General features: G+C 71.7%; 21 protein-coding genes and 1 pseudogene. 12 read left to right on the top strand and 10 right to left on the bottom strand.

From position 1 onward, the window contains the following. Positions 1–13 precede the first annotated feature (13 nt). Positions 14–1,003 carry a sigma-70 family RNA polymerase sigma factor gene (locus WBK31_RS00535; RefSeq protein ID WP_364059236.1) on the bottom strand — a complete coding sequence of 330 codons (990 nt, stop codon included), beginning with the start codon at positions 1,001–1,003 and terminating at the stop codon, positions 14–16. Between the two features lie 363 nt (positions 1,004–1,366). After that, positions 1,367–2,017 carry a TetR family transcriptional regulator gene (locus WBK31_RS00540; RefSeq protein WP_378785071.1) on the bottom strand — a complete coding sequence of 217 codons (651 nt, stop codon included), beginning with the start codon at positions 2,015–2,017 and terminating at the stop codon, positions 1,367–1,369. Between the two features lie 187 nt (positions 2,018–2,204). On the opposite strand from WBK31_RS00540, the gene WBK31_RS00545 reads away from it, so the two are divergent. Genes WBK31_RS00545 through WBK31_RS00575 form a run of 7 tightly spaced genes read left to right on the top strand, consistent with a single transcriptional unit; the run spans position 2,205 to position 8,582 of the window. Beyond that, complete coding sequence (locus WBK31_RS00545) at positions 2,205–3,893, top strand: AMP-binding protein (protein ID WP_406674165.1); 1,689 nt, start codon at positions 2,205–2,207, stop codon at positions 3,891–3,893. Between the two features lie 2 nt (positions 3,894–3,895). Further along, on the top strand, positions 3,896–4,522 hold the full coding sequence (locus WBK31_RS00550) for an acyl-CoA dehydrogenase family protein (protein WP_406674166.1): 627 nt from the start codon (positions 3,896–3,898) through the stop codon (positions 4,520–4,522). Continuing rightward, positions 4,462–4,872: an acyl-CoA dehydrogenase family protein gene (locus WBK31_RS00555; RefSeq protein WP_406674167.1), complete on the top strand. Its 411-nt coding sequence runs from the start codon at positions 4,462–4,464 to the stop codon at positions 4,870–4,872. The genes WBK31_RS00550 and WBK31_RS00555 overlap by 61 nt, the downstream gene beginning before the upstream one ends. Then, complete coding sequence (locus tag WBK31_RS00560; RefSeq protein ID WP_378785065.1) at positions 4,872–6,026, top strand: acyl-CoA dehydrogenase family protein; 1,155 nt, start codon at positions 4,872–4,874, stop codon at positions 6,024–6,026. The genes WBK31_RS00555 and WBK31_RS00560 overlap by 1 nt, the downstream gene beginning before the upstream one ends. Positions 6,027–6,037: 11 nt before the next feature. After that, entirely contained in the window at positions 6,038–6,961 is a 924-nt protein-coding gene (locus WBK31_RS00565; RefSeq protein ID WP_406674168.1) for a bifunctional MaoC family dehydratase N-terminal/OB-fold nucleic acid binding domain-containing protein, read from the top strand. Continuing rightward, positions 6,958–7,428 carry a MaoC family dehydratase gene (locus tag WBK31_RS00570; RefSeq protein ID WP_364059222.1) on the top strand — a complete coding sequence of 157 codons (471 nt, stop codon included), beginning with the start codon at positions 6,958–6,960 and terminating at the stop codon, positions 7,426–7,428. The genes WBK31_RS00565 and WBK31_RS00570 overlap by 4 nt, the downstream gene beginning before the upstream one ends. Further along, on the top strand, positions 7,425–8,582 hold the full coding sequence (locus WBK31_RS00575) for a lipid-transfer protein (RefSeq protein WP_364059219.1): 1,158 nt from the start codon (positions 7,425–7,427) through the stop codon (positions 8,580–8,582). The genes WBK31_RS00570 and WBK31_RS00575 overlap by 4 nt, the downstream gene beginning before the upstream one ends. Before the next feature lie 27 nt (positions 8,583–8,609). On the opposite strand, the gene WBK31_RS00580 is transcribed toward WBK31_RS00575, so the two are convergent. Then, positions 8,610–10,514 (bottom strand): hypothetical protein, encoded by a 1,905-nt coding sequence (locus tag WBK31_RS00580; RefSeq protein WP_406674169.1) that lies wholly within the window; start codon positions 10,512–10,514, stop codon positions 8,610–8,612. A 312-nt stretch (positions 10,515–10,826) separates the two neighbouring features. Here WBK31_RS00580 and WBK31_RS00585 point away from each other — a divergent pair. The 5 genes and pseudogenes from WBK31_RS00585 (at position 10,827) to WBK31_RS00605 (ending at position 14,818) form a co-directional block, all read left to right on the top strand. Next, positions 10,827–11,884 (top strand): annotated as a pseudogene (locus tag WBK31_RS00585) (ABC transporter ATP-binding protein). Then, positions 11,877–12,557: an ABC transporter permease subunit gene (locus WBK31_RS00590; protein ID WP_364059210.1), complete on the top strand. Its 681-nt coding sequence runs from the start codon at positions 11,877–11,879 to the stop codon at positions 12,555–12,557. The pseudogene WBK31_RS00585 and the gene WBK31_RS00590 overlap by 8 nt, the downstream one beginning before the upstream one ends. Then, complete coding sequence (locus tag WBK31_RS00595; protein WP_364059207.1) at positions 12,554–13,246, top strand: ABC transporter permease; 693 nt, start codon at positions 12,554–12,556, stop codon at positions 13,244–13,246. Before WBK31_RS00590 ends, WBK31_RS00595 begins: the two co-directional genes overlap by 4 nt. A 38-nt stretch (positions 13,247–13,284) precedes the next feature. Beyond that, positions 13,285–14,211, top strand: a complete 927-nt coding sequence (locus WBK31_RS00600; protein WP_378785056.1) for an ABC transporter substrate-binding protein — start codon at positions 13,285–13,287, stop codon at positions 14,209–14,211. Positions 14,212–14,356: 145 nt separating this feature from the next. After that, positions 14,357–14,818: a flavin reductase family protein gene (locus WBK31_RS00605; protein ID WP_364059581.1), complete on the top strand. Its 462-nt coding sequence runs from the start codon at positions 14,357–14,359 to the stop codon at positions 14,816–14,818. A 164-nt stretch (positions 14,819–14,982) separates the two neighbouring features. Here the strand turns inward: WBK31_RS00605 and sppA are convergent, their stop codons facing one another. The 7 genes from sppA to WBK31_RS00640 all read right to left on the bottom strand — a co-directional run bounded on the left by sppA (position 14,983) and on the right by WBK31_RS00640 (position 26,175). Then, complete coding sequence (gene sppA / locus WBK31_RS00610) at positions 14,983–16,680, bottom strand: signal peptide peptidase SppA (RefSeq protein WP_364059201.1); 1,698 nt, start codon at positions 16,678–16,680, stop codon at positions 14,983–14,985. Between the two features lie 332 nt (positions 16,681–17,012). After that, positions 17,013–18,362 (bottom strand): S8 family serine peptidase, encoded by a 1,350-nt coding sequence (locus WBK31_RS00615; protein WP_364059198.1) that lies wholly within the window; start codon positions 18,360–18,362, stop codon positions 17,013–17,015. Positions 18,363–18,529: 167 nt separating this feature from the next. After that, on the bottom strand, positions 18,530–19,921 hold the full coding sequence (locus WBK31_RS00620) for a S8 family serine peptidase (protein ID WP_364059195.1): 1,392 nt from the start codon (positions 19,919–19,921) through the stop codon (positions 18,530–18,532). A 193-nt stretch (positions 19,922–20,114) separates the two neighbouring features. After that, positions 20,115–22,142, bottom strand: a complete 2,028-nt coding sequence (locus WBK31_RS00625; protein ID WP_406674170.1) for a S8 family serine peptidase — start codon at positions 22,140–22,142, stop codon at positions 20,115–20,117. Between the two features lie 99 nt (positions 22,143–22,241). After that, positions 22,242–24,404, bottom strand: coding sequence for a 1,4-alpha-glucan branching protein GlgB (gene glgB, locus WBK31_RS00630; RefSeq protein WP_364059190.1), 2,163 nt, complete (start codon positions 24,402–24,404; stop codon positions 22,242–22,244). A gap of 105 nt (positions 24,405–24,509) precedes the next feature. Next, positions 24,510–25,130, bottom strand: a complete 621-nt coding sequence (locus WBK31_RS00635; RefSeq protein ID WP_406675573.1) for a hypothetical protein — start codon at positions 25,128–25,130, stop codon at positions 24,510–24,512. Then, positions 25,045–26,175 (bottom strand): ATP-binding protein, encoded by a 1,131-nt coding sequence (locus tag WBK31_RS00640; RefSeq protein WP_406675574.1) that lies wholly within the window; start codon positions 26,173–26,175, stop codon positions 25,045–25,047. The genes WBK31_RS00635 and WBK31_RS00640 overlap by 86 nt, the downstream gene beginning before the upstream one ends. Positions 26,176–26,190: the final 15 nt, after the last annotated feature.

Consider the following 26,190-nt stretch of genomic DNA (forward strand, 5'->3'; position numbering starts at 1 on the left):
ACTGTAATCGGTTCTAGTTTGTTTCGGAACCCTCCCATTTCGGCGGGAGGCCGAACGCCTCGAACAGCTTCTCCTCGAAGAACATGCCGACGTGGCTGACGCGGTCGCCCGACAGGGTCAGCACCATGATGGCGAACTGACCGTAGACGCCGTCTTTGCGGAGGTAGACCGCGAAGGCCGGCTGGCCGTTGGCCGCCACCGGCACCAGGCGCAGATCGCCCGCCCGCTCGGCCGGGCACTGCGTCCTGGTGAGCTCGGCGATCGTCTCCGGCCCCTGGTACCAGCCGACGAACGGCGGCATCTCCCAGACAGCGTCCTCGGTGAACAGATGGACCAGGCCGTCGACGTCGTAATTTTCGAACGCGGCGACGTAACGGTCGAGCAGCTCCCGCTGCTCCGGCGTCAGCGGCTCCACCGGGTCGTCGAGGCTCGGCGCCACCTCGTCGAGCTGGGCGCGGGCCCGCTGCAGCAGGCTGTTGACCGCCGCCGTCGAGACCCCCACCGCCTCGGCCACCTCGGCGGCCTTCCACTTGAGCACGTCGCGCAGCACCAGCACCGCGCGCTGGCGGGGCGGCAGGTGCTGCAGCGCGGCGATCAGCGCGAGCCTGATGCTCTCGCGCGAGGTCACGATCGCCGCCGGGTCGTCGGCCCCGGCGCCCAGCAGGTCATCCGGCGCCGGCTCCAGCCACGGCACCTCCTCGTCGCGGACGAGCGGCGCGGTCGCCTCCTGACTGGGAGCGCCGAGCCCGGTCGGCAGCGGGCGCTTGTTACGGCTGTCGAGCGCGGTCAGGCACGTGGTCGTCGCAATGCGGTAGAGCCACGTGCGCAGGGACGAACGCCCCTCGAAGCCCTCGTACGCCTTCCACGCACGCAGGTACGTCTCCTGCACGAGGTCTTCGGCGTCGTGCACCGAGCCCATCATGCGGTAACAGTGCGCGAACAGCTCGCGCCGCATCGGATCAGCCAAGCGAAGGAAGTCCTCGCTCGTCGGCTTGTCGGTCATACCCCCTGTATAGCTCCCGCCACCGACAGAACCGCCCCAGTCCGCTCACCGCCCGGCTGTCCCGGCCCCCGTGCTCGGGGCTGCCGGCTGCTCGGGGTGACCGGCCGCGTGGGGGTGGTGCGTCGCGTGGGGTGACCGGCCGCTCGTGAGCAGCCCCCTGCTGCGGAGCAGCTCACGGTTGCGGAGGCTCACTGCCAGGGGTGGCCCACCGCTTGGAGCGGCGCGCTGCTCGGGGTGGCTGGCCGCTTGGGGTGGCGTGCCGCTCGGGGTGGCGGCCGGGGCAGCGCACGGCGCGGGGCGGTCGGATCGCCGAGGCGCGCTGTGGTGGCCCGCTGCTCGGGGCGGTGGTGGGACAGGGTGGGGTCAGATGTCGGAGAGGAGGCGGGCGGCGGCGGTTTCGATGCGGCGCTGGATCTGGTCGTACGTGCGCCGCCCCCGCAGCATCTCCAGCAACTCCTGCACCCACACGCTGGCCAGCGACCCCGCGAGGTCGATCTGCTCCTCGCCGGCCTCCTCCAGGGTGAGCCCGTCGGCGGAGACGCGCAGCAGCAGCCCCGTCATGCGGTCGCCGAAGGGGGTCTGCACCTCGGCCATGATCAGCGAGCGGATGAGCGCGTCGGCCAGCTCGGGCTCGCGCATGAGCCCCCTGGTGGCCCGCATGAGCACGTCGACCGCGCGGCTCGCCGGGGTGGCGGCGCTCGGCGGGCGGCGCTCGATGCTGCTCTCCAGCAGGTCGAGCTCCTCGCCGACGACGGCCACGACGAGGTCCATCTTGGAGGGGAAGTAGCGGTAGAGCGTGCCAAGCGCCACGCCCGCGCGTTCGGCCACCGTGCGCATCTGCATGGCCTCGACGCCGCCTCGCGAGGCCAGCGCCGCCGCGGCCTGGACGATGCGCTTGCGGCGTTGGTGCTGGCTGCGCGTGCGTACGCTGTGCCCGCCCGGGGCGGAAGGGTTTTCCATGGTGCCCTCGGAGTCGCTGGGGGGCGCTGCGATGGTGGCCTGCGTAGAACGCATGAGAACACGTTATCTGATTTTGTGACGGCACGGCTTGTTACTCGTGAGTCACAAACCGGCCCTATCGGCCCATGTCTACGGCGTTACACGGACATATCCCGCCATATCTCAGAGGGCCTCCGCTGGACACTCATTAGAATCTGTTCTAGTTTGCGAGTCAGCGAACCTAGCGCTTGCTGGAGGAGCGATGACCGCGGACACGCTCGCCTCCCTGCTGACCGCACGCGCCGGCGACGACCGCCCTGGGCTGGTGTTCGAGGACAGGGTGTGGACGTGGCGCGAACACGTCGCCGCCTGCCGCGCCGCCGCGGCCCGCCTGTCCGCGCACGGCCCGGGCACGCATGTCGGTGTGCTCAGCGAGAACGTTCCCGACCTGGTCTTCCTCATCGGCGGCGCGGCGCTGGCCGGGCATGTGGTGGTCGCGCTCAACCCCACCAGGGCGGCCCCTGAGCTGGTACGTGACGCCCGCGCCACCGACGTGACCCTGCTCTTGGCCGATGCTCCTTTCGGAGCCCTCGCTGACGAGGTCGCGGGTGCGTTGGGGCTGGCGGCCAAGCCTCTCGCCCCTGACACGCCCGCGGTCTCCCCGCCCGCAGACGAAAACCGGGCCGAGCGCGAGAGCCCCAGCCAGGCCGAGCCGCCGGCTCCACGCGCCGGCGCGTCCCTGTCCGCGGCCCACGACCTCGCCGAGCCGGCGGGCGGCGATCTCGTCATGCTGATCTTCACGTCGGGCACCTCGGGACGCCCCCGCGCCGTACGCATCACCCAGCGCAAGCTCGCCGTCCCCGGCCTCAGCCTGGCCGCGATGCTCACCGCAGACGACGCCGTCTACTGCGCGATGCCGCTGTTCCACTCGGGTGCGCTCATGGCCGCCTACGCCCCGGCCGTCGCGTCGGGGGCCCGGCTGGTGCTGCGGCGCCGTTTCTCGGCCTCGGGCCTGCTCCCCGACATCAGGCGGTACGGCGTCACGTACCTCCACTACGTCGGCAAGGCCCTGTCGTACGTGCTGGCCACCCCCGAGCGCCCGGACGACGCCGGCAACCCGCTGCGGATCGCCTTCGGCAACGAGGGCAGCGCGGTCGCGACCAGGCGGTTCGGGGAGCGGTTCGGCTGCCGGGTGATCGACGCCTTCGGATCGACGGAGACGGCGATCTCGCTCACCCCCGACCCCGGCGGGCCGCCCGGCTGCCTCGGCCGCCTGCCGGAGGGCGTACGGATCCTCGACCCGACCACGGGCCGCCCCTGCCCGCCCGCGCACATAGCGAACGGCCGCCTGCTCAACCCGGATGAGGCGATCGGCGAGCTGGTCAACACGGCCGGGCTCGGGTTGTTCGACGGCTACTACAACGACCCCGAGGCGGACGCCGAAAGGATCAGGGACGGCGCGTTCTGGTCGGGCGACCTGGTTTACGCCGACGGGCAGGGCCATGTCTTCTTCGCCGACCGGGGCACGGAACGGCTGCGCGTGGACGGCGAGAACCTCGCCGTCACGCCCATCGAGGCGGCGTTACGCGAGTTCGGCGGGGTGGTGGAGGCGGCGGTCTACCCGGTGCCGGACGCAGCGGCCGGCGACCAGGTGATGGCGGCGCTCGTGCTGGAGCGCGCCTTCGACCCCGAGGCGTTCGCGGCCTTCCTCGCCGGGCGCGCCGACCTCGGTGCGAAGGCGCTGCCCCGGTACGTCCGCATCGCCCGCGAGCTGCCGCAGACCCCCTCGCACAAGGTCATCAAGCGGCACCTGGCCCGCGAGGCGTGGCGCACCGCCGACCCCGTCTGGTGGCGCACCCGGGACGGGTTCAGGCGGCTCACCGACGCGGACGTCAAGGACATCGAGGAGGACTTCGTACGGCACGGCAGGCGACACCTCTTGGAGATGTAGACGTGGATTTCAACCTGGACGAGACCCAGCGGGAGCTGCAGCGGCTCGCCGCCGAGGTGCTGGCGAAGGATGCGGACGAGGAGCGGCTGTCCCAGGCCGGCCTGCTCAGCCTGTGCGTGCCGGAGGAGGCGGGCGGTGCGGGGCTCGGCCCTGTGGAGATGGCCGTGGTGCTGCGCGAGGTCGGCGCCCGCGCGGCGGCGCTGCCCGCACTGCCGCTGCTCGCCGCCCAGCTCATCCTGGCCCGCCACGGCGCACGAGACCTGCAGCGGCCGCCGGGCGCCCGGCTCACCCTCGCCGTACGCGAACCGGGCGCGCCGCTGAACGCCCCGCCCCGCACCACCGCCGTGCGGGCCCAGGGCGGCTGGACGGTGACCGGGCGCAAGACGCAGGTGCCGTATCCGGACGGCGCCGCGGTGCTGGTGACGGCGGACGAGGGGCTGTTCCTGGCCGAGAGCCCGGCGGGCACGCCCGAACACACCTCGACCGGCGAGCCGGCCGCCACGATCACGCTGGACGCGGCCCCCGCCGAGCGGATCGCCGGCCCGAGGCGGCCGAAGACGCGGTACACGTGTTCACGGCGGCCGTCGCCGCCCAGGCGAGCGGAGTGCTCGCGGGCGCGCTCGAGCTGACGACCGGCCACATCAAGCAGCGCAGGCAGTTCGGGCGGGCGCTGGCCGAGTTCCAGGCGGTGACGATGCAGATCGCCGACGTCTACATCGCCGGCCGGGCGCTCGACGTGGCCATGTGGTCGGCGGCCTGGCGGCTGTCGGAGGGGCTGCCGGCCGGGCAGGACCTGGCGCTGGCGGCGTACCACGTGGGCGAGTCTGTCAGGGCGCTCTACACCTGCCAGCACCTGCACGGCGGGCTCGGCCTCGACGTCACCTACCCGCTGCACCGCTACTTCGCCCAGGCGGGGCACCTGTCCCATCTGCTCGGCGGCGCGGACGCCCAGCTCGACCTGATCGGAGCGCTCGTCTGATGTACATCGACCTGACACCCGAGCAGCGCAGGCTCCGCGACGAGCTGCGCGAGTACTTCGGCTCCTGCCTGACCGCCGAGGACCGGGCCGAGATCGCCGACGATCCGTTCGGCGAGGCGTACATGGAGCACTGCCGCCGCCTCGGCAGGGACGGCAAGCTCGGCATCGGCTGGCCCAAGGAGTACGGCGGAGGCGGCTACGGCCCCCTGGAGCAGCAGATCTTCGCCAACGAGATCGCCCGCGCCGGAGTGCCGTACCCGATCATCACCGTGCAGACGGTGGGCCCCACGCTCATGCAGTACGGCACCGAGCGGCAGAAGGACTTCTTCCTGCCCCGCATCCTGGCCGGCGAGTGCCACTTCGCGATCGGCTACAGCGAGCCGGAGGCGGGCACCGACCTGGCCGCGCTGCGCACGACGGCGGTGCTGGACGGCGACCACTACGTCGTCAACGGCCAGAAGATCTTCACGAGCGGCGCGCACTACGCCCAGTACATCTGGCTCGCGGCCCGCACCAACCCCGAGGCCAAGCGGCACAAGGGCATCACGATGATGATCGTCGACACGACCGATCCCGGCTTCTCGTGGACGCCGATCGTGACCATGGACGGCCGCCACCACACCAACGCCACCTACTACTCCGACGTCCGCGTCCCCGTGGACATGGTCGTGGGCGAGGTGGACCGCGGCTGGGATCTCATCGTCAACCAGCTCAACCACGAGCGCGTCACGCTCGGCCCGGCGGGCAACCTCGGCCAGGTCTACGACCGGTTCCGCGCCTGGGCCCGGCGTACGGGGCTGGACGCCGAGCCGGGCGTGCGGCGGGCGCTGGCCGCCGTGTGGGCCGCGTTCCGTACCAACGAGCTGCTGAACTGGCAGGTCGCGGCCAACATGGACCTGGGCTGGCTGGGCGCGCCCGACGCGTCCGCCACCAAGATCTACGCCTCCGAGCGCATGCAGGAGGCGGGCAGGATCGTCGGCGACGTCCTGGCGAGGTACGGCGACCCCGCCGACCCCGAGACCGCCGAGCTGATCGAGCGCATCGACAACGCCGCCAAGGGTGCGGTGGTGCTGACGTTCGGCGGCGGCGTGAACGAAGTGCAGCGCGAGCTGATCGCCATGCTCGGCCTGAGCCTGCCGAGGCCGCCCCGATGAGCGGCGCCCCGATGAGCGGCGCCCCGATGAGCGGCGCAGGGCTCGTCCTGAGCGACGCGGAGCTGCACGAGCTGGCCGCCAAGCAGACGGCTCTGGGGGAGGTGCGCGGCGCACCCGCCGACGACCCCGTCAACGTCCCCATGATCCGCCACTGGCTGGCCGCCATGGGCGACGCCAACCCCGTCTACCTCGAACGCGGCCTGGCACCGCCCGCCATGGCCCAGGTGTGGACGATGCGCGGCCCTGGTGCGGGCAAGGAGCGCTCACCGGTGGACGACCTGCTGGCCGCGCTCGACCGCAGCGGCTACACGGGCGTGGTGGCGACGAACTGCGAGCAGACCTACCACCGGTACGCGCGGGTGGGGGAGCGGCTGACCCCCGCCACCCGGCTGGCGGGGCTGGCCGGGCCCAAGCGCACCGCCCTGGGCGTCGGCTACTTCGCCACCTGGAACGTCACCTGGTACACCGACGAGGACGAACCGGTCGCCACGATGATGTTCCGCGTGCTCAAGTTCCGCCCCGAGCCCGAGAAGGAGCGGGCGCCGTACCCACTGCGGCCGGCCGTCAGCGACGACACCGCGTTCTTCTGGGACGGCGCCAAGCAGAAAGAGCTGCGCATCCAGGCGTGCGCCGACTGCGGTGAGCTGCGCCACCCGCCAGGTCCGCTGTGCCGGCGCTGCCGCTCGGCCAACCGGGGCTACACGGTGGCGAGCGGCGAGGGCGTGCTGTTCAGCTACGTCGTGCACCACCATCCGCCGGTGCCGGGGCGCGAGACGCCGTTCGTGGTGGGGGTGGTCGAGCTGCCGGAAGGCGTACGGGTCGTGGGCGACATCGTCGGCTGCGCGCCCGGTGACGTGGAGGTCGGGATGCGGTTACGGGTGCGGTTCGACGCGATGGACGCCGAACTCGTCCTGCCGAGATGGGAGCCCGCATGATCGGCACGGAGCTGCCCGAGCTGACCATCGAGCTGACGCCGACCATGGTGATCTCGACGGCGCTGGCCACCAGGGACTTCACGCCCGTGCACCATGACCCGGAGCTGGCCCGCGCTCAGGGCTCGAAGGACATCTTCCTCAACATCCTCACCACGATGGGGCTGGTGCAGCGGTACGTCACCGACTGGGCCGGGCCCGGCGCGGTGATCAGGTCGATCGACGTGCGGCTCGGCGTGCCCGCGTACGCGGGGGACCGGCTCACCTTCACCGGCACGGTCGTGCAGGGCGCGGACGGCGAGCCGGCGGTGCGCGTGCGCGGCCGGGTCAGCCTCGGCGACCACGCCACCGCGACCGTCCGCCTCACACCGGGAGCGTCAGGCCCGGGAGCGTCAGGTCCCGGAGCGTCAGGTCCGGGAGCGTCAGGTCCGGGAGCGTCAGGTCCGGGAGCGCCAGGGGAGGCGCGGTGAACGCCGCGATCGCGGGCATCGGCGCCACCGAGTTCAGCAAGCGGTCAGGACGCTCCGAGCTGCGCCTCGCCGCCGAGGCCGTGCTCGCGGCGCTGGACGACGCGGGTCTGTCGCCCGCCGACGTGGACGGCCTGGTCACCTTCACCCAGGACACCAACCAGGAGATCGCCGTGGCCAGGGAGACCGGCATCGGCGAGCTGACCTTCTTCTCCCGCGTCGAGTACGGCGGCGGCGCGGCCTGCGGCACGGTCGCGCACGCGGCCATGGCGGTGGCGACCGGCATGGCGAGCACGGTGGTCTGCTACCGGGCGTTCAACGAGCGCTCTGGCCGCCGCTTCGGGCAGCCGAACTCCGGCCTGACCGGGCAGCCCACCTCGCAGGGGCTGGAGATGAGCTGGCACGTCCCGTACGGGCTGATGACGCCCGCCGCCTGGGTCGCCATGTTCGCCCGCCGCTACATGCACGTGTACGGCGCCACCTCCGAGGACTTCGGCCGGGTGGCGGTGGCCATGCGCCGCCACGCCGCCACGAACCCGGCCGCCTGGTTCCACGGCCGGCCGATCACATTGGAGGAGCACCAGGCGTCCCGGTGGATCGTGGAGCCGCTGCACCTGCTCGACTGCTGCCAGGAGAGCGACGGCGCGGTGGCCCTGGTCGTCACCTCGGCCGAGCGCGCCCGCGACCTGCGCAGGTCGCCCGTGCTGATCGCCGCCGCCGCGCAGGGGGCCGGGGCCGGGCAGATGATGATGACGAGCTACTACCGCGATGACATGACCGGCCTGCCGGAGATGTCCGTCGTCGGCCGGCAGCTCTGGGAGAAGTCGGGGCTGTCGCCCGCCGACATCCAGACGGCCATCCTGTACGACCACTTCACCCCGTTCGTGCTGACCCAGCTCGAGGAGCTGGGCTTCTGCGGGCGCGGCGAGGCCCCGGGCTTCGTCCGGGACGAGGGCATCGAGCTGGACGGCCGCCTGCCGGTCAACCCGCACGGCGGGCAGCTCGGGGAGGCGTACATCCACGGCATGAACGGCATCGCCGAGGCCGTCCGCCAGATCAGGGGAACCGCGGCCAACCAGATCCCGGACGTCTCCAACGTCCTGGTGACGGCCGGGACCGGGGTGCCGACCAGCGGGCTGATCCTGACCGCCGGCTGAAGACCCTCCCCGAGGGTTCGGGGAAGGTCAGGGGCCGAGGACGCTCGGCATCGAGAAGAAGACGATCATCGCGATCGCCACGCAGAGCAGAAACCCGGCCGCTTCCCACACCCAGTCGTAGTGGCGGTCCTTACGGCGGCGCTGCTTCGGCGGGCGGCGGGTCACCTCGGGGCGGCGCTTGGGGACGGGACGCGCCCGGACCGGGCGCGGCGCGATCGGCGACGTCTCCTGCCAGCCCGCCTCGAACACGAGCTCACGGACGGCCCGCGCCCCCGCCTCACGCGGAGTCTCCCGCACCACCCGCTGCTCCGCCCCACGCGTGCCCTGGGAGCCTTCCGCCCTGGTCAGGGAGCCTTCCGCTCCGGTCAGGGAGGTTTCCGTCCCGGTCAGGGAGCCTTCCGCCCTGGTCAGGGAGCCTTCCGACCCGGCCTGCGGTCCAGGCTCCGGCGCGGACAGGCGCTCAGGGAGCCGGTAGACGGGCTCTTTCGCGGGCTTGCCGCGCCCCTCGCGCCCGGCGGCCTTCCTTCCGGACCCGCGGCGCACCGACTTGCCCGGCTGCTCAGCAGGCCGGGTGTGCGGCCGGAACAGCGGTGCGGCCGGCTCGCGGACCGTCTCCGGCGTCCGCACCGCGCCGAGCGGCGTCTCCGGCAGGCGGAGGAACTCCTCGGGGGTGGGCCGCGGCTCCATCGGCGGCCGCTGCCGGTCGGACCGCTTCGGCCGGGGGACCGGCCGGGCCGGACCGTTGTGCACGAGCACATCGCCCGTCATGTACGGATCGGGCGCGTCCTTCGGCAGGATCACGTCACCGGTCATGAACGGGTCGGTCGCGCTGGGCGGCGGCTCGGCCAGGTAGAACGGCCGCTCGACCGGCTTGCTCGCCCTGTCCGCCGCCCTGTCCGCCGCCCTGTCCGTCCCTCTGCCCGTCGTCTTGCCGGCCGCCCTGTCCGGCGCTCTGTCCGGCGCTCTGTCCGTCGTCTTGCCGGCCGCCTTGTCCGACCAGGCCAGCACGTCGCCGACGTCGCGCGGATCGCGGGCCGACCCCTGCTCGCCGAACGGAAGCCCGGTGCGCGGATCCCTGAACGCCCGGGTGGAGCCGAGCGGGTCGCGCAGCGGCAGATCGGGGTCGAGGATGTCGCCCGGCGGCCTGAGCGGGTCGCGCAGCTTGGGCATCGGGGCCGTGGTGGCGTCGTGCTCGGGCCTGCGCGACGAGGCGGGCGGCGTCAGCAGCTCGGCGGGGAAGATCACGGTGCTGGTCGCCGGGTCGGCCTCGGCCAGCGGCTGCGGCCAGACCGGCGGGCTGGGCCAGCGCGGCTTGGTGAACAGCGGGCCGGGCGCGGCCGGGCGCGAGCCGGCGAAGTGGATGCGCAGCGCACCGGGCGGCTGCGGCCACGGCAGGCGGCCGAGCACGTCGGGCAGCGGCGCGACCCGCAGCGCGCCGTAGACGTCGGCGACCGGCGTGGGCAGGCGTCCTCCGGTCGAGGCCAGCGCCGTGCTCAGCGCCTGGCGGAACTGCTGTCCCGCCGCGATCGTCAGCTCCTCGGCGGTGTCGGGCGCGACGTCGAGCACCCAGGCCAGCTCGTCCTTGCTCAGCCCGCACACCGCGCACAGCACCAGCACCTCGCGCTGGTGCGGGCGCAGCTCGCGCAGGGAGCGCTCGACGAGCGCCGTGGCCGGGTCGATGAACGGATCGACGGCAGGGGGCGAGTAGACGATGTCCCTGCGGTGGATCTCGCGGCGCGCGAACGCGTACAGCGCGGCGCGCGGCGGCGCGGTGTCCGGGACTCCGTTGAGCACGGCCGCCAGGACGTCGGACGCCGCGCCGAGGTCGCCGAGCTGGTCGGCGCAGTACGCGAACAGCCCGGCGGCGTGGCGGTCGTATAGCTCTGCGATCAGTTCTGCGCGCCGGCGCTGATCGGTGAGCGGCTGAGACACGGGCCGGTCCTCTTGTGGATGCGAACGCTGGGGGGAGTGGTGCGCGTCGGGAGGTTGTGAGCTGATGCGTCAGGATTCGTGAGGGTAATCATGCCAACTGGCGTGGTCCGGCGCACTACCAGATAAAGAATTCATGCGAATCTCCACCCCAGAAGGCCGCATTCGGTAACGCGTCAACTGAAGCGTTTAAGGAAATCCCGAGGGGACACATCGGGAAGTATCGCCGTAGTCTGTGGGTTCAGGAGATCATGCGGCGGTCGTGGCACGGGGGCTGCGGCGCTGCCACCGAAAGCCCGAAGCGAGAGTTCGCGCGTGATCACATTCGAGTCTGTCACCAAGCGCTATCCAGACGGCACCGTCGCCGTCGATCATCTCGACCTTGAGGCGCCCACGGGCGAGATCACCGTACTCGTCGGCCCGTCGGGCTGCGGAAAGACCACCTCGCTCCGGATGATCAACCGGATGATCGACGCCTCGGAGGGCCGCATCCTCCTCGACGGCGTCCCCGTCCAGGGCATCGACCCGCCAACGCTGCGGCGCGGCATCGGCTACGTCATCCAGCAGGCCGGTCTCTTCCCGCACAGGAAGATCGTCGACAACATCGCCACCGTCCCCTACCTGCTCGGCTGGGACCGCAAGAAGGCCCGGTCGCGGGCCATGGAGCTGCTCGAACGCGTCGGGCTCGACGCAGCGCTCGGCCAGCGCTACCCGTTCCAGCTCTCCGGCGGCCAGCAGCAGCGCGTGGGCGTGGCCAGGGCGCTGGCGGCCGACCCGCCGGTGCTGCTCATGGACGAGCCGTTCAGCGCCGTCGACCCGATCGTCCGCACGAGCCTGCAGGACGAGCTGCTGCGGCTGCAGAGCGAGCTGAACAAGACGATCGTGTTCGTCACGCACGACATCGACGAGGCCATCAAGCTCGGCGACCGGGTGGCGGTGATGCGGGTGGGCGGCAAGCTGGCCCAGCTCGCCGACCCTAAGACGCTGCTCGCCCAGCCCGCCGACGACTTCGTGCAGGAGTTCCTGGGGCGCGACCGGGGCATCAGGCGGCTGCAGTTCGTCTCCACGGAGGGGCTGCGGCTGCGTACGGACCTGACCGTGCCTGAGGGGTCCTCGGCCGTCTCCCCGAGCCGTGGGTGCTGGTCGTGACCGGCGACGGCCGGCCGGTGGGCTGGCGCACCGGCGAGCCGGGCGGGAAGCTGGAGCCGTACGGCGCCTACCGCCACGGCCGCGACAGCATGCGGGCCGCGCTCGACGCCGCGCTGCTGTCGCCGTCCGGCAACGCGGTGGCGCTCGGCGAGGACGGCAAGGTCGTGGGCGTGGCCAGCCGGCAGGCCCTCGACGAGGCGCTGGCGGAGGCCGCAGATGGGTGACGGCCCTCCCTCGCTATGGGAGTGGATCGGGCGTAACTGGGACACCGGACGGGTCGACAGCATCCGCAACCTGCTGACCGACCACCTCGTGATGTCGTTCATGCCGATCCTGCTCGCGCTGATCGTGTCGGTGCCGCTCGGCCTGGCCTGCGCGCGCTGGCGCTGGCTCTATCAGCCCACGTCAGGGCTGATGAACGTGGTGTACGCGCTGCCGTCGCTGCCGGTCTTCATGCTGCTGATCTCGGTGACCGGCCTGTCGCAGACCACGGTGATCATCCCGCTGGCCTTCTACGGCACGGCGGTGCTGCTCCCGGCCGTGGTCGACGGGCTCGACTCGGTGCCCGACCACGTACGCCAGTCGGCGATCGCCATGGGCTACACCCCGCTGCGCCGGCTGCTCGCGGTCGAGCTGCCGATCGCCATCCCGGTGGTGCTGGCCGGGCTGCGGGTGGTCGCGGTCTCCAGCATCAGCCTGGTCAGCGTGGGCGCGCTGATCGGGCAGGGCGGGCTCGGCGGGCTGTTCACCCGCGCCTACCAGAACCCGTTCATGCCGCCGGTGATCGTCGGCATCGTGCTCATCGTGGCGCTCGCGCTGGTCGCCGACGGTCTGCTCGTCCTGGCGCAGCGGCTGCTGACCCCGTGGGTGCGCGCGCGGAAGGGGGCGGCGCCGTGAACTGGCTGACCTCGTTCATCGGCTGGCTCGCCGAGTTCTTCGGCAACCCCGACAACTGGTCGGGCACCGGCGGCATCCCCGCCCGCCTGCTCGAACACCTGGAGTTCTCGGCGCTTGCGCTGGTGCTCGCGGCGCTGATCGCGGTGCCGCTCGGCCTGCTCATCGGTCACACCGGGCGGGGTGCGCTGCTGGTCGTCGTCTCGGCGAACCTGGCCAGGGCGCTGCCCACGCTGGGGCTGCTGGTGATGTTCGTGCTGCTGCTCGGCACCAGCTCGATCTGGCCGGTGATCATCCCGCTGGTGCTGCTGTCGGTGCCGCCGATCCTCGTCAACACCTTCGAGGGGATCAGGGGCGTCGATCCCGAGCTGCGCGACGCCGCGTACGGGATGGGGCTGCGCGGCGGGCAGGTGCTCGGACGGGTGCTGGTGCCGGTGGCGCTGCCGCTGATCCTGCTGGGCTGCCGCCTGTCGGCCATCCAGGTCGTGGCCACCACCACGGTCGCCGCCTATACGGGGCTCGGCGGGCTCGGCCGCTACGTCATCGACGGTTTCGCGACCAAGGATTACGCGAGCGTCGTCGGTGGTTCCGTACTGATTGTGCTGTTCGCGCTCGTCGTGCAGGCTCTGTTCGCCCTCGCCCAGAGGGTGGCGGTCTCTCCGGGGGTGAGCCGGCGCCTCAAGGTTCGCTAGGTTTTGCTGTATAACCTCCCGCTAAGAAGGGAAAAGTCATGAGACGCACGTACGGCATCGCGGGGGTCCTCCTGTCGGCGATGCTCGCACTGGCCGCCTGCGGTGGGGGTGGATCCACCGGGAGCAACCCGCTCGAGACGACGAGCGCGGCACCCTCCGGCTCGGCTTCCGGTGCGGGAGGCAAGGCGATCATCGGCTCCTTCGACTTCGACGAGAGCGTGCTGCTCGCCTCCATCTACGCCCAGGCTCTGGAGGCCAAGGGCGTGCAGGTGGAGGAGAAGCCCCGCATCGGCAGCCGTGAAGTCGTCTTCGACCAGGTCAAGAGCGGCGGCCTGACGATCGTCCCCGAGTACAACGGCAACCTGCTCGCCTACATCGACGTCAAGGACACCTCGGTGACCACCGAGGAGGTGGACGCGGCGCTCAAGCAGAAGCTGCCGCCCGAGCTGGAGGTGCTCGACTCCTCGCCCGCCGAGGACAAGGACAGCCTGTCGGTCACCAAGGAGACCCAGGACAAGCAGGGTCTCAAGACCATCGAGGACCTCGCCAAGGTCTCGAAGGACATGGTGCTGGGGGCTCCGCCCGAGTTCAAAAAGCGCTGGGAGACCCGCTTCAAGGAGGTCTACGGGCTGGAGTTCAAGGAGTGGAAGCCCACGGGCCCCACCACGGCCGACGCGCTCAAGGACGGCTCGATCCAGGTCGGCAACGTCTTCACCACCGACCCCAAGATGACGACCAACAATCTGGTAGCGCTCGAGGACACCAAGAACGTCTTCGCCGCCCAGAACGTGATCCCGCTGCTGCACAAGGCGTCCGCCGACGACACCGTCAGGACCACGCTCAACGGCATCTCGGCCAAGCTCACCACCGACGCGCTGCTGCAGATGATGCAGAAGATCTCCGTCAACAAGGACGAGCCCGCTACTGTTGCCAAGGAATGGCTGACCAGCAACGGCCTCGTCTGAGCGCCGCCATCCGCGCCGAGGGCCTCCGCCCGTGCGGAGGCCCGGCCGTGGCGTGCCGCCCTTACGGCCACCGGAGCCCTTCCGGCCGGGGAAACGCGTTCGACCTGTGGAGCCCGTCGCGGTGACCGAGCTGTTCACCGAGGCGATGGCCCAGCTCGCGGCCGGCGTGGCGGTGGTGACCGCCCGCGAGGGGCGCGACGACATCGGCACCACCGTCTCGACGCTGATGTCCGTCTCGCTGGAGCCGCCGCTGGTGCTGGTGAGCCTGGCCGGCAAGGGCTACCTCAACGAGGTGCTGCTCCGGCAGGGCCGCTGGGCCGCCTCCCTGCTGTCGTCCGATCAGACGGCCGTCGCCAGCCGCTTCGCCGCCGCGGGACGGCCGAGCGCCCGCCTGCTCGTCGCCGGCACCCCGCACCACCGGGGGCCGCACACGGAGGCGCTGGTGATCGAGGGCGGGGTGGCCGCCATCGAGGCCGAGACCACCAAGGTCGTCGTGGCCGGCGACCACACGATCTTCATCGCGGCCGTGCTCGCCGTCGATTACGTCGACGCGCGCCGGCAGCCGCTGGTCCGGCTGCGCAGCCGCTACCGCACCATCGCCACCTGAGCCCCGGCCTCAGCGCGCGGGCCCGCCGCCGTTCGTGAGGCGACGTACCGCCTCCGCGCCCTGCCGCCGTTCGTGAGGCGACGGACCGTCTCTGCGCCCTGCCGCCGTTCGTGAGGCGACGTACCGCCTCCGCGCCGCGCCCCGCTGTCCGGTCCGCCGCGAGGTCAGCGGATGCGATACCAGGACGGCAGCAGCAGCGGGCCGCCCGCGGGCAGGCCCAGCTCCGCCGACAGCCGCGCCAGCGGACCCCACGCGTCGAGCCGGATCCTGGCCAGCGCCGCCGCCTTGTCCTCGCTGGACTCGGGGCCGCGCAGCCGTTCGAGCGGGTTGAGCCGGGGATAGGTGCGTACGGGCGCGTCCTCGGCCAGCCCCACCCGCTTCCTGGCCAGCGCCAGCGCGTCCTCAAGCCCGCCGAGCTCGTCCACCAGCCCGTTGGCGTGCGCGTCGGCGCCCGTCCAGACCCGGCCCTTGGCCAGCTCGTGCGTACGCTCGCGGCTGAGGTCGCGGCTCTTGGCGACCTTGTTCACGAAGTCGTCGTAGATGCGGTCGAGCCAGGCGTTCACCCGCTCCCACTGCTCGGGCGAGAAACCCCTGGTGAGGGAGAACATGCCGGCGTTGGCGCCCTCGGCGAGCAGCTCGGAGTTGACCCCGGCCTTCTCCATCAGCTCCGACAGCACCGGCTTGCCGCCGTAGACGCCGATCGAGCCCGTCAGCGTGCCCGGCTGTGCCATGATCACGTCGGCCGCCATCGACACGAAGTAGCCGCCGGAGGCCGCGAAGTCGCCCATCGAGACGATCACCGGCTTGACCTTGCTGGTCAGCGCCACCTCGCGCCAGATCGTGTCGCTGGCGACGTACGAGCCGCCGGGGCTGTCCACCCGGAACACCACGGCCTTGATGTGCTCGTCACGGCGGGCGGCGCGCAGCGAGGCGGAGATCGTGTCGGAGCCCATCGCGCCGCCGCCGCCGAGCGGGCTGCGGCCGCTGCGCCCGGTCTTGATCAGGCCGCTGCCGTGGACGAGCGCGATGCCGTCGGCCATGGGCTGCGGCAGCTTGCGCACGTTGGCGGCCTTGGCGTAGCGGGCCAGGTACAGCAGGTGCGCGTCCTCGCCCGCGGCGCGCTTCAGCTCGTCGTAGACCTCGTCGCGGTAGGCCAGCTCGTCGACCAGCCCCGCCTCCTGCGCCTCCGAGGCGATGAACGGCCCCTGGTCGATCAGCTCGCGCACCTTCTCCGGGTCGAGCCTGCGGCCGTCGGCGATGCCCGCCACGACCGTCTCGGTCAGCGACTCCAGCAGGCGGGCCGCGGACTCGCGGTGCGCGTCCGTCATGCGGTCCTCGGTGAAGGTGTTCATCGCCGTCTTGTACTCGTGGCGCTGGCCCACCTCGTAACCGACGCCGAGCTTGGTCAGCGCGCCCTTCACGAAGCGCTGCTCCATGGCGAGGCCGGTCAGCCCGACGTCGCCGCTCGGCTGGAGGTAGAGGCGCTCGAAGGCGGTGGCGAGGTAGTAGGGGATGGTGCCGCCGCTGAACTCGCCGAACGTCTCGGCGTACGCGACGGTCAGCTTGCCCGCCGCCCGGAACCGGATCACCGCCTGGCGCAGCTCCTGGACCATGGCGAACCCCAGCGGGTTGCCGCCGATCTTCACGACCAGTGCCTTGACCCGTGGGTCCTGGCGGGCCCGCTTGAGCCCGGACAGGACGTCGGCCAGGCGCGGCTTGCGCATGGACAGCACCGCGGCGAGCGGGTCGGCCGGCGGGCCCTCGGTGAGGCCCTCGGTCAGATCGAGCTCCAGCACCAGCGGGGCGGTGCGCCGCTGGCGAAGCTTGCCGACGGTATCGAAGATCGCCTTGCCTGCGTCCATAGAAGCCACCCTAAGCGACACAATTCGAAAAGCACGCCTTTGCCGGAACAGGGGTTCCCGGACGCGCGTGACGGCAGGTCAGCGGCCTCGCATCCGCTCTCAGCGAAAGGTCGGTCATTCAGAGAGGTGATGACGACCTTGCCCGCCGCGCGCCCCTCCTCCAGCTCGCGCATCCTGGCCCGCGCGAGAGAGCGGAAGGTCGCGCCCAGCGTGAAGACGGAGAGCACGACGCTGAACGCGCCGGCGCCATCGATGGGCCGCAAACGCGCATCGGCCGGGCCCGTGGTGCCGGGCCCGGCCGATGACTCGCTACTTCAAGGGATCAGGCGGGGTCAGCGCAGCGCCGCCCAGACGTTGATCCGAGGCGTGGTCACCTGCGCGCCGCCGCTGTCGTACGTGATCGGCTTGCCGGTGCTCTTGAGCGCGTTGAGCAGCGTGTCGGCCGACGACCACGTGTCCTTCTGGCGCAGGAGGGCAAAGGCGCCGGCCACGTGCGGGGCGGCCATGGAGGTGCCGCTGAGGGTCGCGTACGCGTTGCCCGCGATGGCGCCCGTGATGCTCGCGCCCGGCGCGAACACGTCGAGCAGCGTGCCGCGGTTGGAGAAGGAGGCGACCGCGTCCTGCTTGTCGGTGGCGCCGACGGTCACGACGGAGGAGACGCAGGCAGGCCAGGAGACGCCCGCCTGGTTGCCCTCGTTGCCGGCCGCGACCACGGTGGGCACGCCCTTGGCGAGGAGCTTGTCCGCCTCGGCCTTGAAGTCCGCGCCGTCGCCCTCGTCGCAGTTGGAGGTGTACGCGCCGCCGCCGAGGCTGAGGTTGACGGAGGCGATGCGGTACTCGTGGGCCAGCAGCTCGGCGTAGGCCATGCCGGTCAGGATGGAGGAGTCGTAGGCGAGGATGCAGACCGGCTGCCCGTTGCAGTACGGCGAGTCGTCGAAGCGGCTGAACACCTGCACCGCGATGATCTTGGCCTTGGGGGCCACGCCGTCGGCGGGGAAGTCGGCGGTCCGCTGTCCGGCGGCGATGCCGGCGACGTGCGTGCCGTGGTAGCACAGGCCGTACTGCGGCTGCGGCGCGCCGTTCATGCACGCCTCGGTCTCGGCGTTGGCGGCGCCGTCACCGAGCTGGAACTGGCTGCCGCTGGGGCAGAGCGGGCTGGAGCCGTCGGCGGGGTCGGCGGCGGAGAAGCACGCCTGGGCGACGATGCGGTCGCCGAAGGCGGGGTGGTCGTCGTCGATGCCGGTGTCGAGAATGGCGACGGCGCTGCCGTCACCGGTGATGCGGGCGTTGTGCGCCCTGTCGGCCCCGATGAGCGGGACGCTCTCGATCAGGCTGGGCTTGTTCAGCTTGTCCTTGCGGATGGAGACCACGTCGGACTGCTCGGCGATCTTCTCCAGCTCTGCGCGGGTGCCGCGGTAGACGAAGAAGTCGAGCTTGCCGGCGAGCTCTGCGGGCGGCTGCGCCTCGACGTTGCGCCGGTCGCGCTTGACCTGCTCGGCGCTGGACCTGACGGCTTGCACCTTGGCGGGCTGCCGGACGTGCACGATGGCGCGGTGCTCGCCTGCGGCCGTCAGCGCGGGGTCGATTTTGGATTCTGGGTCGGCGTGGGCGGGGGTGGCCACCAGGGCCGCCGATGCGGCTGCTAACGCGATGGCTCCGGCGAACAGAGACGGGAGACGCAAACCGTTCCTCCGGGGTCTCAAGGGAAATTTGTCCACCGAAGTGTATTAATCCGACAACAGATGTCAGAGAGGCGCAAGAGTTCCGTTACCGCTTCTTGTTCTGTCCGACAGCGCGCCGTAGGCATGCGAGCGGGCCGGACCACGAGGGTCCGGCCCGTTGCACCCGCTCAAATCCGGGGATCCCTGCTGGCCTGCGTGGCGGTGGTGGCGCGTTCCAGATCGATTCTGGAGGTGACCACCGGCGTGCCCGCCGCGTCGAACTGGATCGCCCTCCCGGTGTCCCGCAGCCGCTGCAGGTTCTGCGTGACCGTGAACTCCGGGTTGGCCTGCCGCATGATCGCGAACGCCCCCGCGACGTGCGGCGCTGCCATCGAGGTGCCGCTCTTGTTCCCGTACGTGTCGTCCGGCACGGACGAGTTGATGGTCACGCCCGGTGCCAGCAGGTCGAGCAGCGGCCCCCTGTTGGTGAACGTGGCCAGCCGGTCGCTGTCGTCGGTGGCCCCGACGGCGACGGCGGTGGAGATGCAGGCCGGCGAGGCGACCCCGTTGGCGGCCCCGCTGTTGCCCGCCGCGACCACGGGTGCCACGCCCAGGCTCACCAGCAGGTCGAACTCCGGCTTGACGGCCGCGGCGTCCGGGTCGGTGTCGCACGCCTCCGAGTACGCGGTGCTGCCGCCGAGGCTCATGTTCACCGCGGCGACGTTGTGCGTCGTGGCCACCCGCGACACGTACTCGAGCGCCAGCTTCTGGTCGGAGGTGTAGCTGAGGAAGCAGGGCGCGGTGGTGCCCCGCAGCATGCAGGTCAGGGCGTTGTCCACCCGGCTGAACACCTGGATGGGCAGCAGCCGCGCCTCGGGGGCGACGCCGCTGGCGGGCGCGCCGGCGGTCATCCTGCCCGCCGCGATGCCGGCCACGTGGGTGCCGTGCGAGCAGGCGTTCTGCCCGTTGACCAGGCACTGCGCGGTCTCGGCGTCGGCCGCGCCCGGCCCGGTCTGGCTGGGCTGGTTGTTGGGGCAGAGGGAGACCGTGCCGTCGGTGGCGCTGGCGGAGGAGAAACAGGCCTCGTCCACGATGCGCCCGGCGAAGAACGGGTGGTCCCGGTCGATGCCGGTGTCGAGTACGGCGATGGTGGTGCCGGTGCCGTTCCAGCCCGCCTGGTTCGCCCGGTCCGAGCGGATCAGCGCGGTGCTGACGTCGAGAAAGGGCATGCTCAGCTCGTCCTTGTAGACCGAGTGGATGCGGTCGTCCTTCTTGAGCTTGTCGAGCGTGCGCCGGTCGACCTCGGCGACGAAGAAGTTCGCCGAGCCGGTCGCCTCGACGACACGGCTGCCATTGGAGGCCTGCTCCAGGTCGGCGGCGACCGCCTGGACGCTCTGGCCTGGTTTGAGCTGGATGATCGAGCGGACCCGGCTCTTGGCCTGCACCTCGGAGGCCAGCGCGGGGCTGATGATCGGATCGCCCGCGTCGGCGGCATTGGCGTGGAGCGTGGGCGCCGCGTAGAGCACGGCTGATGTCACGACCAGCGTCGTCGCGCCGGCCAGCAGAGACCGTAGCCTCACTTGTTCCTCCCGGAGGCTGGAGCCGTGAAGCGCTTCCGGCTCCCGGCTGGTTACAGCCGCTACCTCCCCGCCTGTGACAAGCGTGATGTCAGGGGCGTATGTGATGCAGACAAACGATGGTGGCTTCTTTACGGCGATTCGGGCGAAGAGCAGAAGGCCGGTGCTCTTCGCCCGGCCTTCTTCCTACATTTAGCTATTTGACGGTTTTCAGGATGCTCTGCGTGGCTTTCTTCAGGGCCTTGGCGGAGGGCTTGCTCTTCATCCGCACCTTCTCCGCCGCCGTCAGCGCCTTGGTGCCGTTCGTGCCGTGCGCCCAGTTGAGCCAGGCCGTGAGCAGCGCGCTGTCCAGCTTCGCCTTGCTGCTTCCGCTCTTGGCCTTCAGCACCCGGTACGCCTTGCCCAGCGACGACGCCTTCGTCAGCTCGGAGAACACCTTGCTCGACTTGGAGATCAGCTTCAGGTAGCAGGTGAGGGTCGCGTCGGTCAGCTTGCCGCTGCTGCGGTGCACCTCGACGGCCCACTCCTTGGCGTCTAGCTTCTTGGCCGCGGTGCCCCGCGTGCACACGGCCGCCGCCTTCGCCGCCGTCGGGCTCGGCGACGCCGTGGCCGTCACGGTCACCGTGACCGTCACCGTGGGCAGCGGCACGGGGCTGGGCGGCGTGGAAGGCTGCGGGTCCGGGTCCGACGGCTGATCGGGCTCCGGCGTGGGGCCGCTGCCGTCGGTCGGGTTCGGCTCCAGCGGGCCGGGCGGCGGCTCGGGCGCCGGGCTCTGCGAGATCGGCGGCTGCGGGGAGGCGCCCGTCAGGGCCGCGGCCAGGTCGAGACGCGGCGTGGTGACCTGCGCGCCGTCCACCTCGTAGGTGTACGGACGGCCGCTGCTCTTCAGCGCCTCGATCAGCTCGGTCATCGGCCGGTCGGGGTACGCCTCGCGCATCAGCGCCAGCGCGCCCGTCACGTGCGGGGTGGACATCGAGGTGCCGCTGTAGGCGATCGTCGCGTCGTCGGGCACCGCCGAGACCACGTCCACGCCCGGCGCGAACAGGTCGAGCAGCGGCCCCCGGTTGGAGAAGTCGGCGATGTGGTCGTCGTTGTCGTTCGCGCCGACCGCCACGGCCGTGGAGACGCAGGCCGGATGCGCCACGCCCGCGTAGTACTCGTTGCCCGCCGCCACCACGGTCGCGATGTTCTTGGCCAGCAGGGCGTCGATCTTCTCCTTGAAGACCGCGCCCTCCTCGACGGTGTCGCAGTTCGTGTCGTACAGCCAGCCGCCCAGGCTCAGGTTGACCGCGGCGATGGGCCGGTCGAGGGTCAGGTTCGCCACGTAGTCGAGGGCCTGGCGCAGCGACGACTCGTACGCAAGCAGGCACGCCGGCTCGCCGCACAGGTCCTCGTCGTCGATCCGGCTGAACACCTGCACCGCCACGATGCCCGCGCCGGGCGCGACACCGCCGGTGCCGGCCGCGATGCCCGCGACGTGCGAGCCGTGGTCGCACATGTTCACCGAGCCCGACAGGCAGGCCGGCGTGGTCGCGGCGGCCGCGTCGCCGTCGAGCTGCTGATTCTGGCCGTTCGGGCACAGCGATCGCACGCCCGCGTCCTCGGTGGCCGAGAAGCACGCCTGGGCGAGGATCCGGCCCTGGAACCACGGGTGGTCCACGTCGATGCCGGTGTCGATGATCACCACGGCCTGGCCGGAGCCGATCCTGCCGCTCTGGTGCACCTGGTCGGCGCCGATCAGCGACAGGTTCGGCGCGACCTCGGCCGGGCTGTAGAGGCGGTCGCGGTGGATGGACGAGACGCGCGGGTCCTCGGCCAGCTTGGCCAGCTCCTCGGCGGTGCCCTCCACGACCATGTACGACTGGTTCTGCGGCTGCAGCACCACGTCCACGCTCTCGGACGCCGCCAGCGTCGCGACGGTGGCGTGCGCGCCCGCGTCGGTCAGCTCGACGATGGCCCGCTCGGTGCCGCCGTCGACGCCTAACCCCTCCTCGATCTTCTCCTCGGGAGCCTTGGGCTCCTGAGGCGCCTGAGAGGTCTCCGGCGCCGGCGTCTCCTCAGCCGGCGGCGCCTGCTCCGGTAACGGCTCAGGCTGCTGCTGCACAGGTGGTGCCTGGGTGACGCCGGGCGTGGGGGCCGGCGTCGGTTCGTCGGCGTACGCCGGGCCCGCGAGCGGCAGCAGGGCCAGCGCGATCGAGCTCACGAACAAGGGGCGGAATCGCACGCGTCCTCCGAGAGGGGATGATCTCGGAGTTTAGGGTGATTTTCCGGGCGGGCACAGGCCCCCGCCGCGCTTTCTCACCGAACTTTCAGCGTGCGTCACTCATTCGTTCAGCTCCGGGCCGGGGTGGGTGAACCACACCGCGCCGAGCGGCGGCACCCGCAGCGTCGTCGAGTACGGCAGGCCGTGCCACGGCTCGCCGTCGGCCTCGACCGCACCGAGGTTGCCCACGCCGCTGCCCCAGTAGTCGTAGGCGTCGGTGTTGATCGTCTCGGTCCAGCGGCCCGCGTACGGCAGGCCCAGCCGGTAGTGCTCGTGCGGCCCGCCGCTGAAGTTCACCACGCACGCCAGCGCGGACCCGTCGCCCGCGTACCGGACGAACGAGAACGTGTTGCCCGAGGCGTCGTCGGCGTCGATCCACCGGAAGCCCTCGGGCTTGGTGTCCTGCTCCCACAGCGCCGGGGTGTCGCGGTAGATCCGGTTGAGGTCGCGTACCAGCCGCTGCACGCCCTGGTGGCCGTCGAACTCCAGCACCCACCAGTCGAGCCCGCGGCTCTCCGACCACTCCGAGCCCTGGCCGAACTCGCCGCCCATGAACAGCAGCTGCTTGCCGGGATGCGCCCACATGAACGCGAGCAGCGCCCGGAGCTGCGCGAACCGCTGCCACTCGTCGCCCGGCATCTTCGCCAGCAGCGAGCCCTTGCCGTGCACGACCTCGTCGTGGGAGAGCGGCAGCACGTAGTTCTCGGAGTAGGCGTACAGCAGCGAGAACGTCATCTGGTGATGGTGGTACTGGCGGAAGATCGGCTCGTGGCGCAGGTATTCGAGCGTGTCGTGCATCCAGCCCATGTTCCACTTGAAGCCGAACCCCAGGCCGCCGAGGTGCACCGGCCGCGAGACCCCAGGCCAGGCCGTCGACTCCTCCGCCACCGTCGAGATGCCGGGCGCCTCGCGGTAGCAGACCGCGTTCATCTCCTTCAGGAACTCGACCGCGTCGAGGTTCTCCCTGCCGCCGAAGACGTTCGGCGTCCACTCGCCCTCGCGCCGCGAGTAGTCGAGGTAGAGCATCGAGGCCACCGCGTCCACCCGCAGGCCGTCGATGTGGAACTCCTTCAGCCAGAACAGCGCGTTGGCCACCAGGAAGTTGCGCACCTCCCTGCGGCCGAAGTCGAAGACGTACGTGCCCCAGTCGGGGTGCTCGCCCCTGGCCGGGTCGGCGTGCTCGTACAGCGGGGTGCCGTCGAAGCGGGCCAGCGCCCAGTCGTCCATCGGGAAGTGCGCGGGCACCCAGTCGAGCAGCACGCCGATGCCGCGCTGGTGCATGACGTCGACGAAGTGGCGGAACTCGTCGGGTGTGCCGAACCTGGCCGTCGGCGCGTAGTAGGAGGTCACCTGGTAGCCCCACGAGCCGCCGAACGGGTGCTCGGCCACCGGCAGCAGCTCCACGTGGGTGAAGCCCATGTCCACGACGTACTCGGAGAGCTGGTCGGCGAGCTCCACGTACGACAGGCCGGGCCGCCACGAGCCCAGGTGCACCTCGTAGACGCTCATCGGCTCTTGCTGCGGCTGCTTCTCGCGCCTGGCGACCATCCAGGCGTCGTCCTGCCAGCTGTAGTCGGACTTGTCGATCACCGAGGCGGTCATCGGCGGCACCTCGGTGCGCCGCGCCATCGGGTCGGCCTTCTCCCGCCACACGCCGTCGGCGCCCAGGATCTGGTACTTGTACCGCTCACCGGCCCCGAGGCCCGGGATGAACAGCTCCCACACGCCGGAACGGCCCAGCGAGCGCATCGGGTAGGCGGTGCCGTCCCAGTGGTTGAAGTCGCCGATCACGCGGATGCCGCGCGCGTTGGGCGCCCAGACGGCGAACGCCGTGCCCTCGACGTCCTCATGCTTCATCACGCGCGCGCCGAGCGCCTCCCACAGCCGTTCGTGCCGGCCCTCGCTGATGAGGTGCAGGTCCACCTCGCCGAGCGTCGGCCAGTGCCGGTACGGGTCGCGCATCTCGTACGGCTCCGCGCCCGGATATTTCACGCTCAACGTGTACGTGGGCACCTTGTCCAGGCCCGGCACCGTCACCTCGAAGACGCCGTGCGCCTGGTGCTTCATGTCGTGGGCAGAGCCGTCCTCCAGCACCACCCGCACGCGCTCGGCGAGCGGGCGCAGCGCGCGGAACACCACCCCGCCGTCTACGGGGTGCGCTCCGAGCACGGAGTGCGGATCGTGGTGCGCGCCGCCTGCGAGGCGGTCGAGCTCTGTCCTCATCGGCATGCTCCCAACCCTGCCCTAAGTTGACCGTTCATCCCAGGCACTGCCCGCTTTCACCCCGACAATCACTGCAAGTGCGGAAAACCGGGGTTGTTCTTGGGTTTAGACAAAAGGTGCACCAGGGATGCTTTCCGGCGATGCGCTCTTAACGGTGGCCGTGAACGCGTCCTCCAAGCCGTCGCCCGGCCGGCTTTCCCGCGGTGCGGAGTCCTCGGACAGCAGGGCCGCCAGCGACCCGGCGTCTTCGGGCAGGACGCTCGCCAGCGCCTCCTCCAGCGGCGTGACCGCGCCCGCGGCGCACTCGCCCGCGTACTCCTCCTCGCCCAGGGCAGCGCGGACGGCCGCGGCGATGCGGTCCACGTCGCCCCGCTCGCCGGCCGGCAGCGGCGCGCCCACCGACTCCCTGAGCGCGGCGGCCCGGCCGAGCAGCCGCGCCGCCTCCCCGTGACGGCCGCCGAGCGCACGCGCGCCGGCCAGGCCCTCAAGGGCCAGCGCCACCGCACGGGGATCGCCGACCTTGCGCGCCATCGCCAGGCCGCGGAGCTGGAGGTCGAGCGCCTTGGCCGCGGCGCCGCGCTGCTCGGCCACGAACCCCAGCTCGGCCAGGATCAGCGCCGCCCCGGGGTCGCCCGCGACGTCATCGACCCAGCCGAGCCAGGCGCGCAACCGCCGCTCGGCCTCGTCCAGCCTGCCCTGCCTGCGCGCGCTCAGCGCCAGCCCCACCTCGGCGAACTCCTCGGCGGGCCGGTTCGACTGCGCCGCCGCGAGCCGCCTGGCCCGCTCGTGGTACTCGTCGGCCCGCGCGTGGTCGCCGGTGAGCAGCGCGACGCGGCCGAGCCGCGACAGCGCGTCCGGCACCGTGCTCCACAGGCCCAGCTCCTCGGCGAAGCGCAGCTGCTCGGCACGCAGCGCCGCCGCGCGTGCGTAGTCGCCGGTGATCTCGGCGAGCGTGCTCGCCGCGCAGCGCGGGCTCCAGGCGTTCGGCCAGCGCGGTGTAGTGGCGCAGGTGCCGCAGCCGCACCTCATCCAGCTCTCCCGCCGCCTCCAGCCGTTCCACGCAGTACGCCGACACCGACTCCAGCAGCCGGTACCGGCCATCCGCCCCGGGGCCCGTCGTCCGGAGGACGAGCGAGCGGTCCACCAGGCGGGCCAGGAGGTCGAGCACGTCGAGGCCCGGTTCCGCGCAGACGTCCTCGGCCGCCTCCAGCGTGCAGCCGTCGGCGTGCACGGCCAGGCGGCGCAGCACCAGCCGTTCCGCGCCGGTCAGCAGCTCCCAGCTCCAGTCGATCATCGCCCGCAGCGTGCGCTGCCTGGCCGGCGCGTCGCGATGCCCGGAGGCGAGCAGCCGGAACCGGTCGTCGAGCCGCTCGGCGAGCTGCCGGGGCGTCAGCGTGCGCATGCGCGTGGCGGCCAGCTCCAGCGCGAGGGGGATGCCGTCCAGCCGCGCGCAGATCTCCACCACGTCGGGATCGGCCTCGCCGCTCGGGCGGGTGCCGAGCGCGGCGCGGGCGGTGAACAACTCGACGGCCGCCTCCAGGTCGAGCGGCGGCACGGCGTACACGGTCTCGCCCTCGATGCGCAGCGGCTCCTGGCCGGTGGCCAGCACGCGCAGCTCCGGCGCGGCCCGCAGCAGCCGCCCGGCCAGCTCGGCGACCTGCTCGATGACGTGCTCGCAGTTGTCCAGCACGAGCAGCGTCGGCCGACCGGCGAGCGCGGCGGGCAGGCGGTCCTGGAGCGCGCCGGGCGCGTCGTCGCGCAGCCCGAGCACGGCGGCGACCGCCTC

Source organism: Nonomuraea sp. N2-4H (assembly GCF_045291505.1).
Lineage (GTDB): Bacteria > Actinomycetota > Actinomycetes > Streptosporangiales > Streptosporangiaceae > Nonomuraea > Nonomuraea fastidiosa.

Bases quoted from the DNA above. Each gene is read 5' to 3' on its own strand.
- WBK31_RS00565 (WP_406674168.1), top strand. From the start codon at position 6,038: ATGAGCGGCGCCCCGATGAGCGGCGCAGGGCTCGTCCTGAGCGACGCG.
- WBK31_RS00600 (WP_378785056.1), top strand. From the start codon at position 13,285: ATGAGACGCACGTACGGCATCGCGGGGGTCCTCCTGTCGGCGATGCTC.
- WBK31_RS00605 (WP_364059581.1), top strand. From the start codon at position 14,357: ATGGCCCAGCTCGCGGCCGGCGTGGCGGTGGTGACCGCCCGCGAGGGG.
- WBK31_RS00535 (WP_364059236.1), bottom strand. From the start codon at position 1,003: ATGACCGACAAGCCGACGAGCGAGGACTTCCTTCGCTTGGCTGATCCG.
- sppA (WP_364059201.1), bottom strand. From the start codon at position 16,680: ATGGACGCAGGCAAGGCGATCTTCGATACCGTCGGCAAGCTTCGCCAG.
- glgB (WP_364059190.1), bottom strand. From the start codon at position 24,404: ATGAGGACAGAGCTCGACCGCCTCGCAGGCGGCGCGCACCACGATCCG.
- WBK31_RS00540 (WP_378785071.1), bottom strand. From the start codon at position 2,017: ATGCGTTCTACGCAGGCCACCATCGCAGCGCCCCCCAGCGACTCCGAG.
- WBK31_RS00590 (WP_364059210.1), top strand. From the start codon at position 11,877: ATGGGTGACGGCCCTCCCTCGCTATGGGAGTGGATCGGGCGTAACTGG.
- WBK31_RS00560 (WP_378785065.1), top strand. From the start codon at position 4,872: ATGTACATCGACCTGACACCCGAGCAGCGCAGGCTCCGCGACGAGCTG.
- WBK31_RS00570 (WP_364059222.1), top strand. From the start codon at position 6,958: ATGATCGGCACGGAGCTGCCCGAGCTGACCATCGAGCTGACGCCGACC.
- WBK31_RS00545 (WP_406674165.1), top strand. From the start codon at position 2,205: ATGACCGCGGACACGCTCGCCTCCCTGCTGACCGCACGCGCCGGCGAC.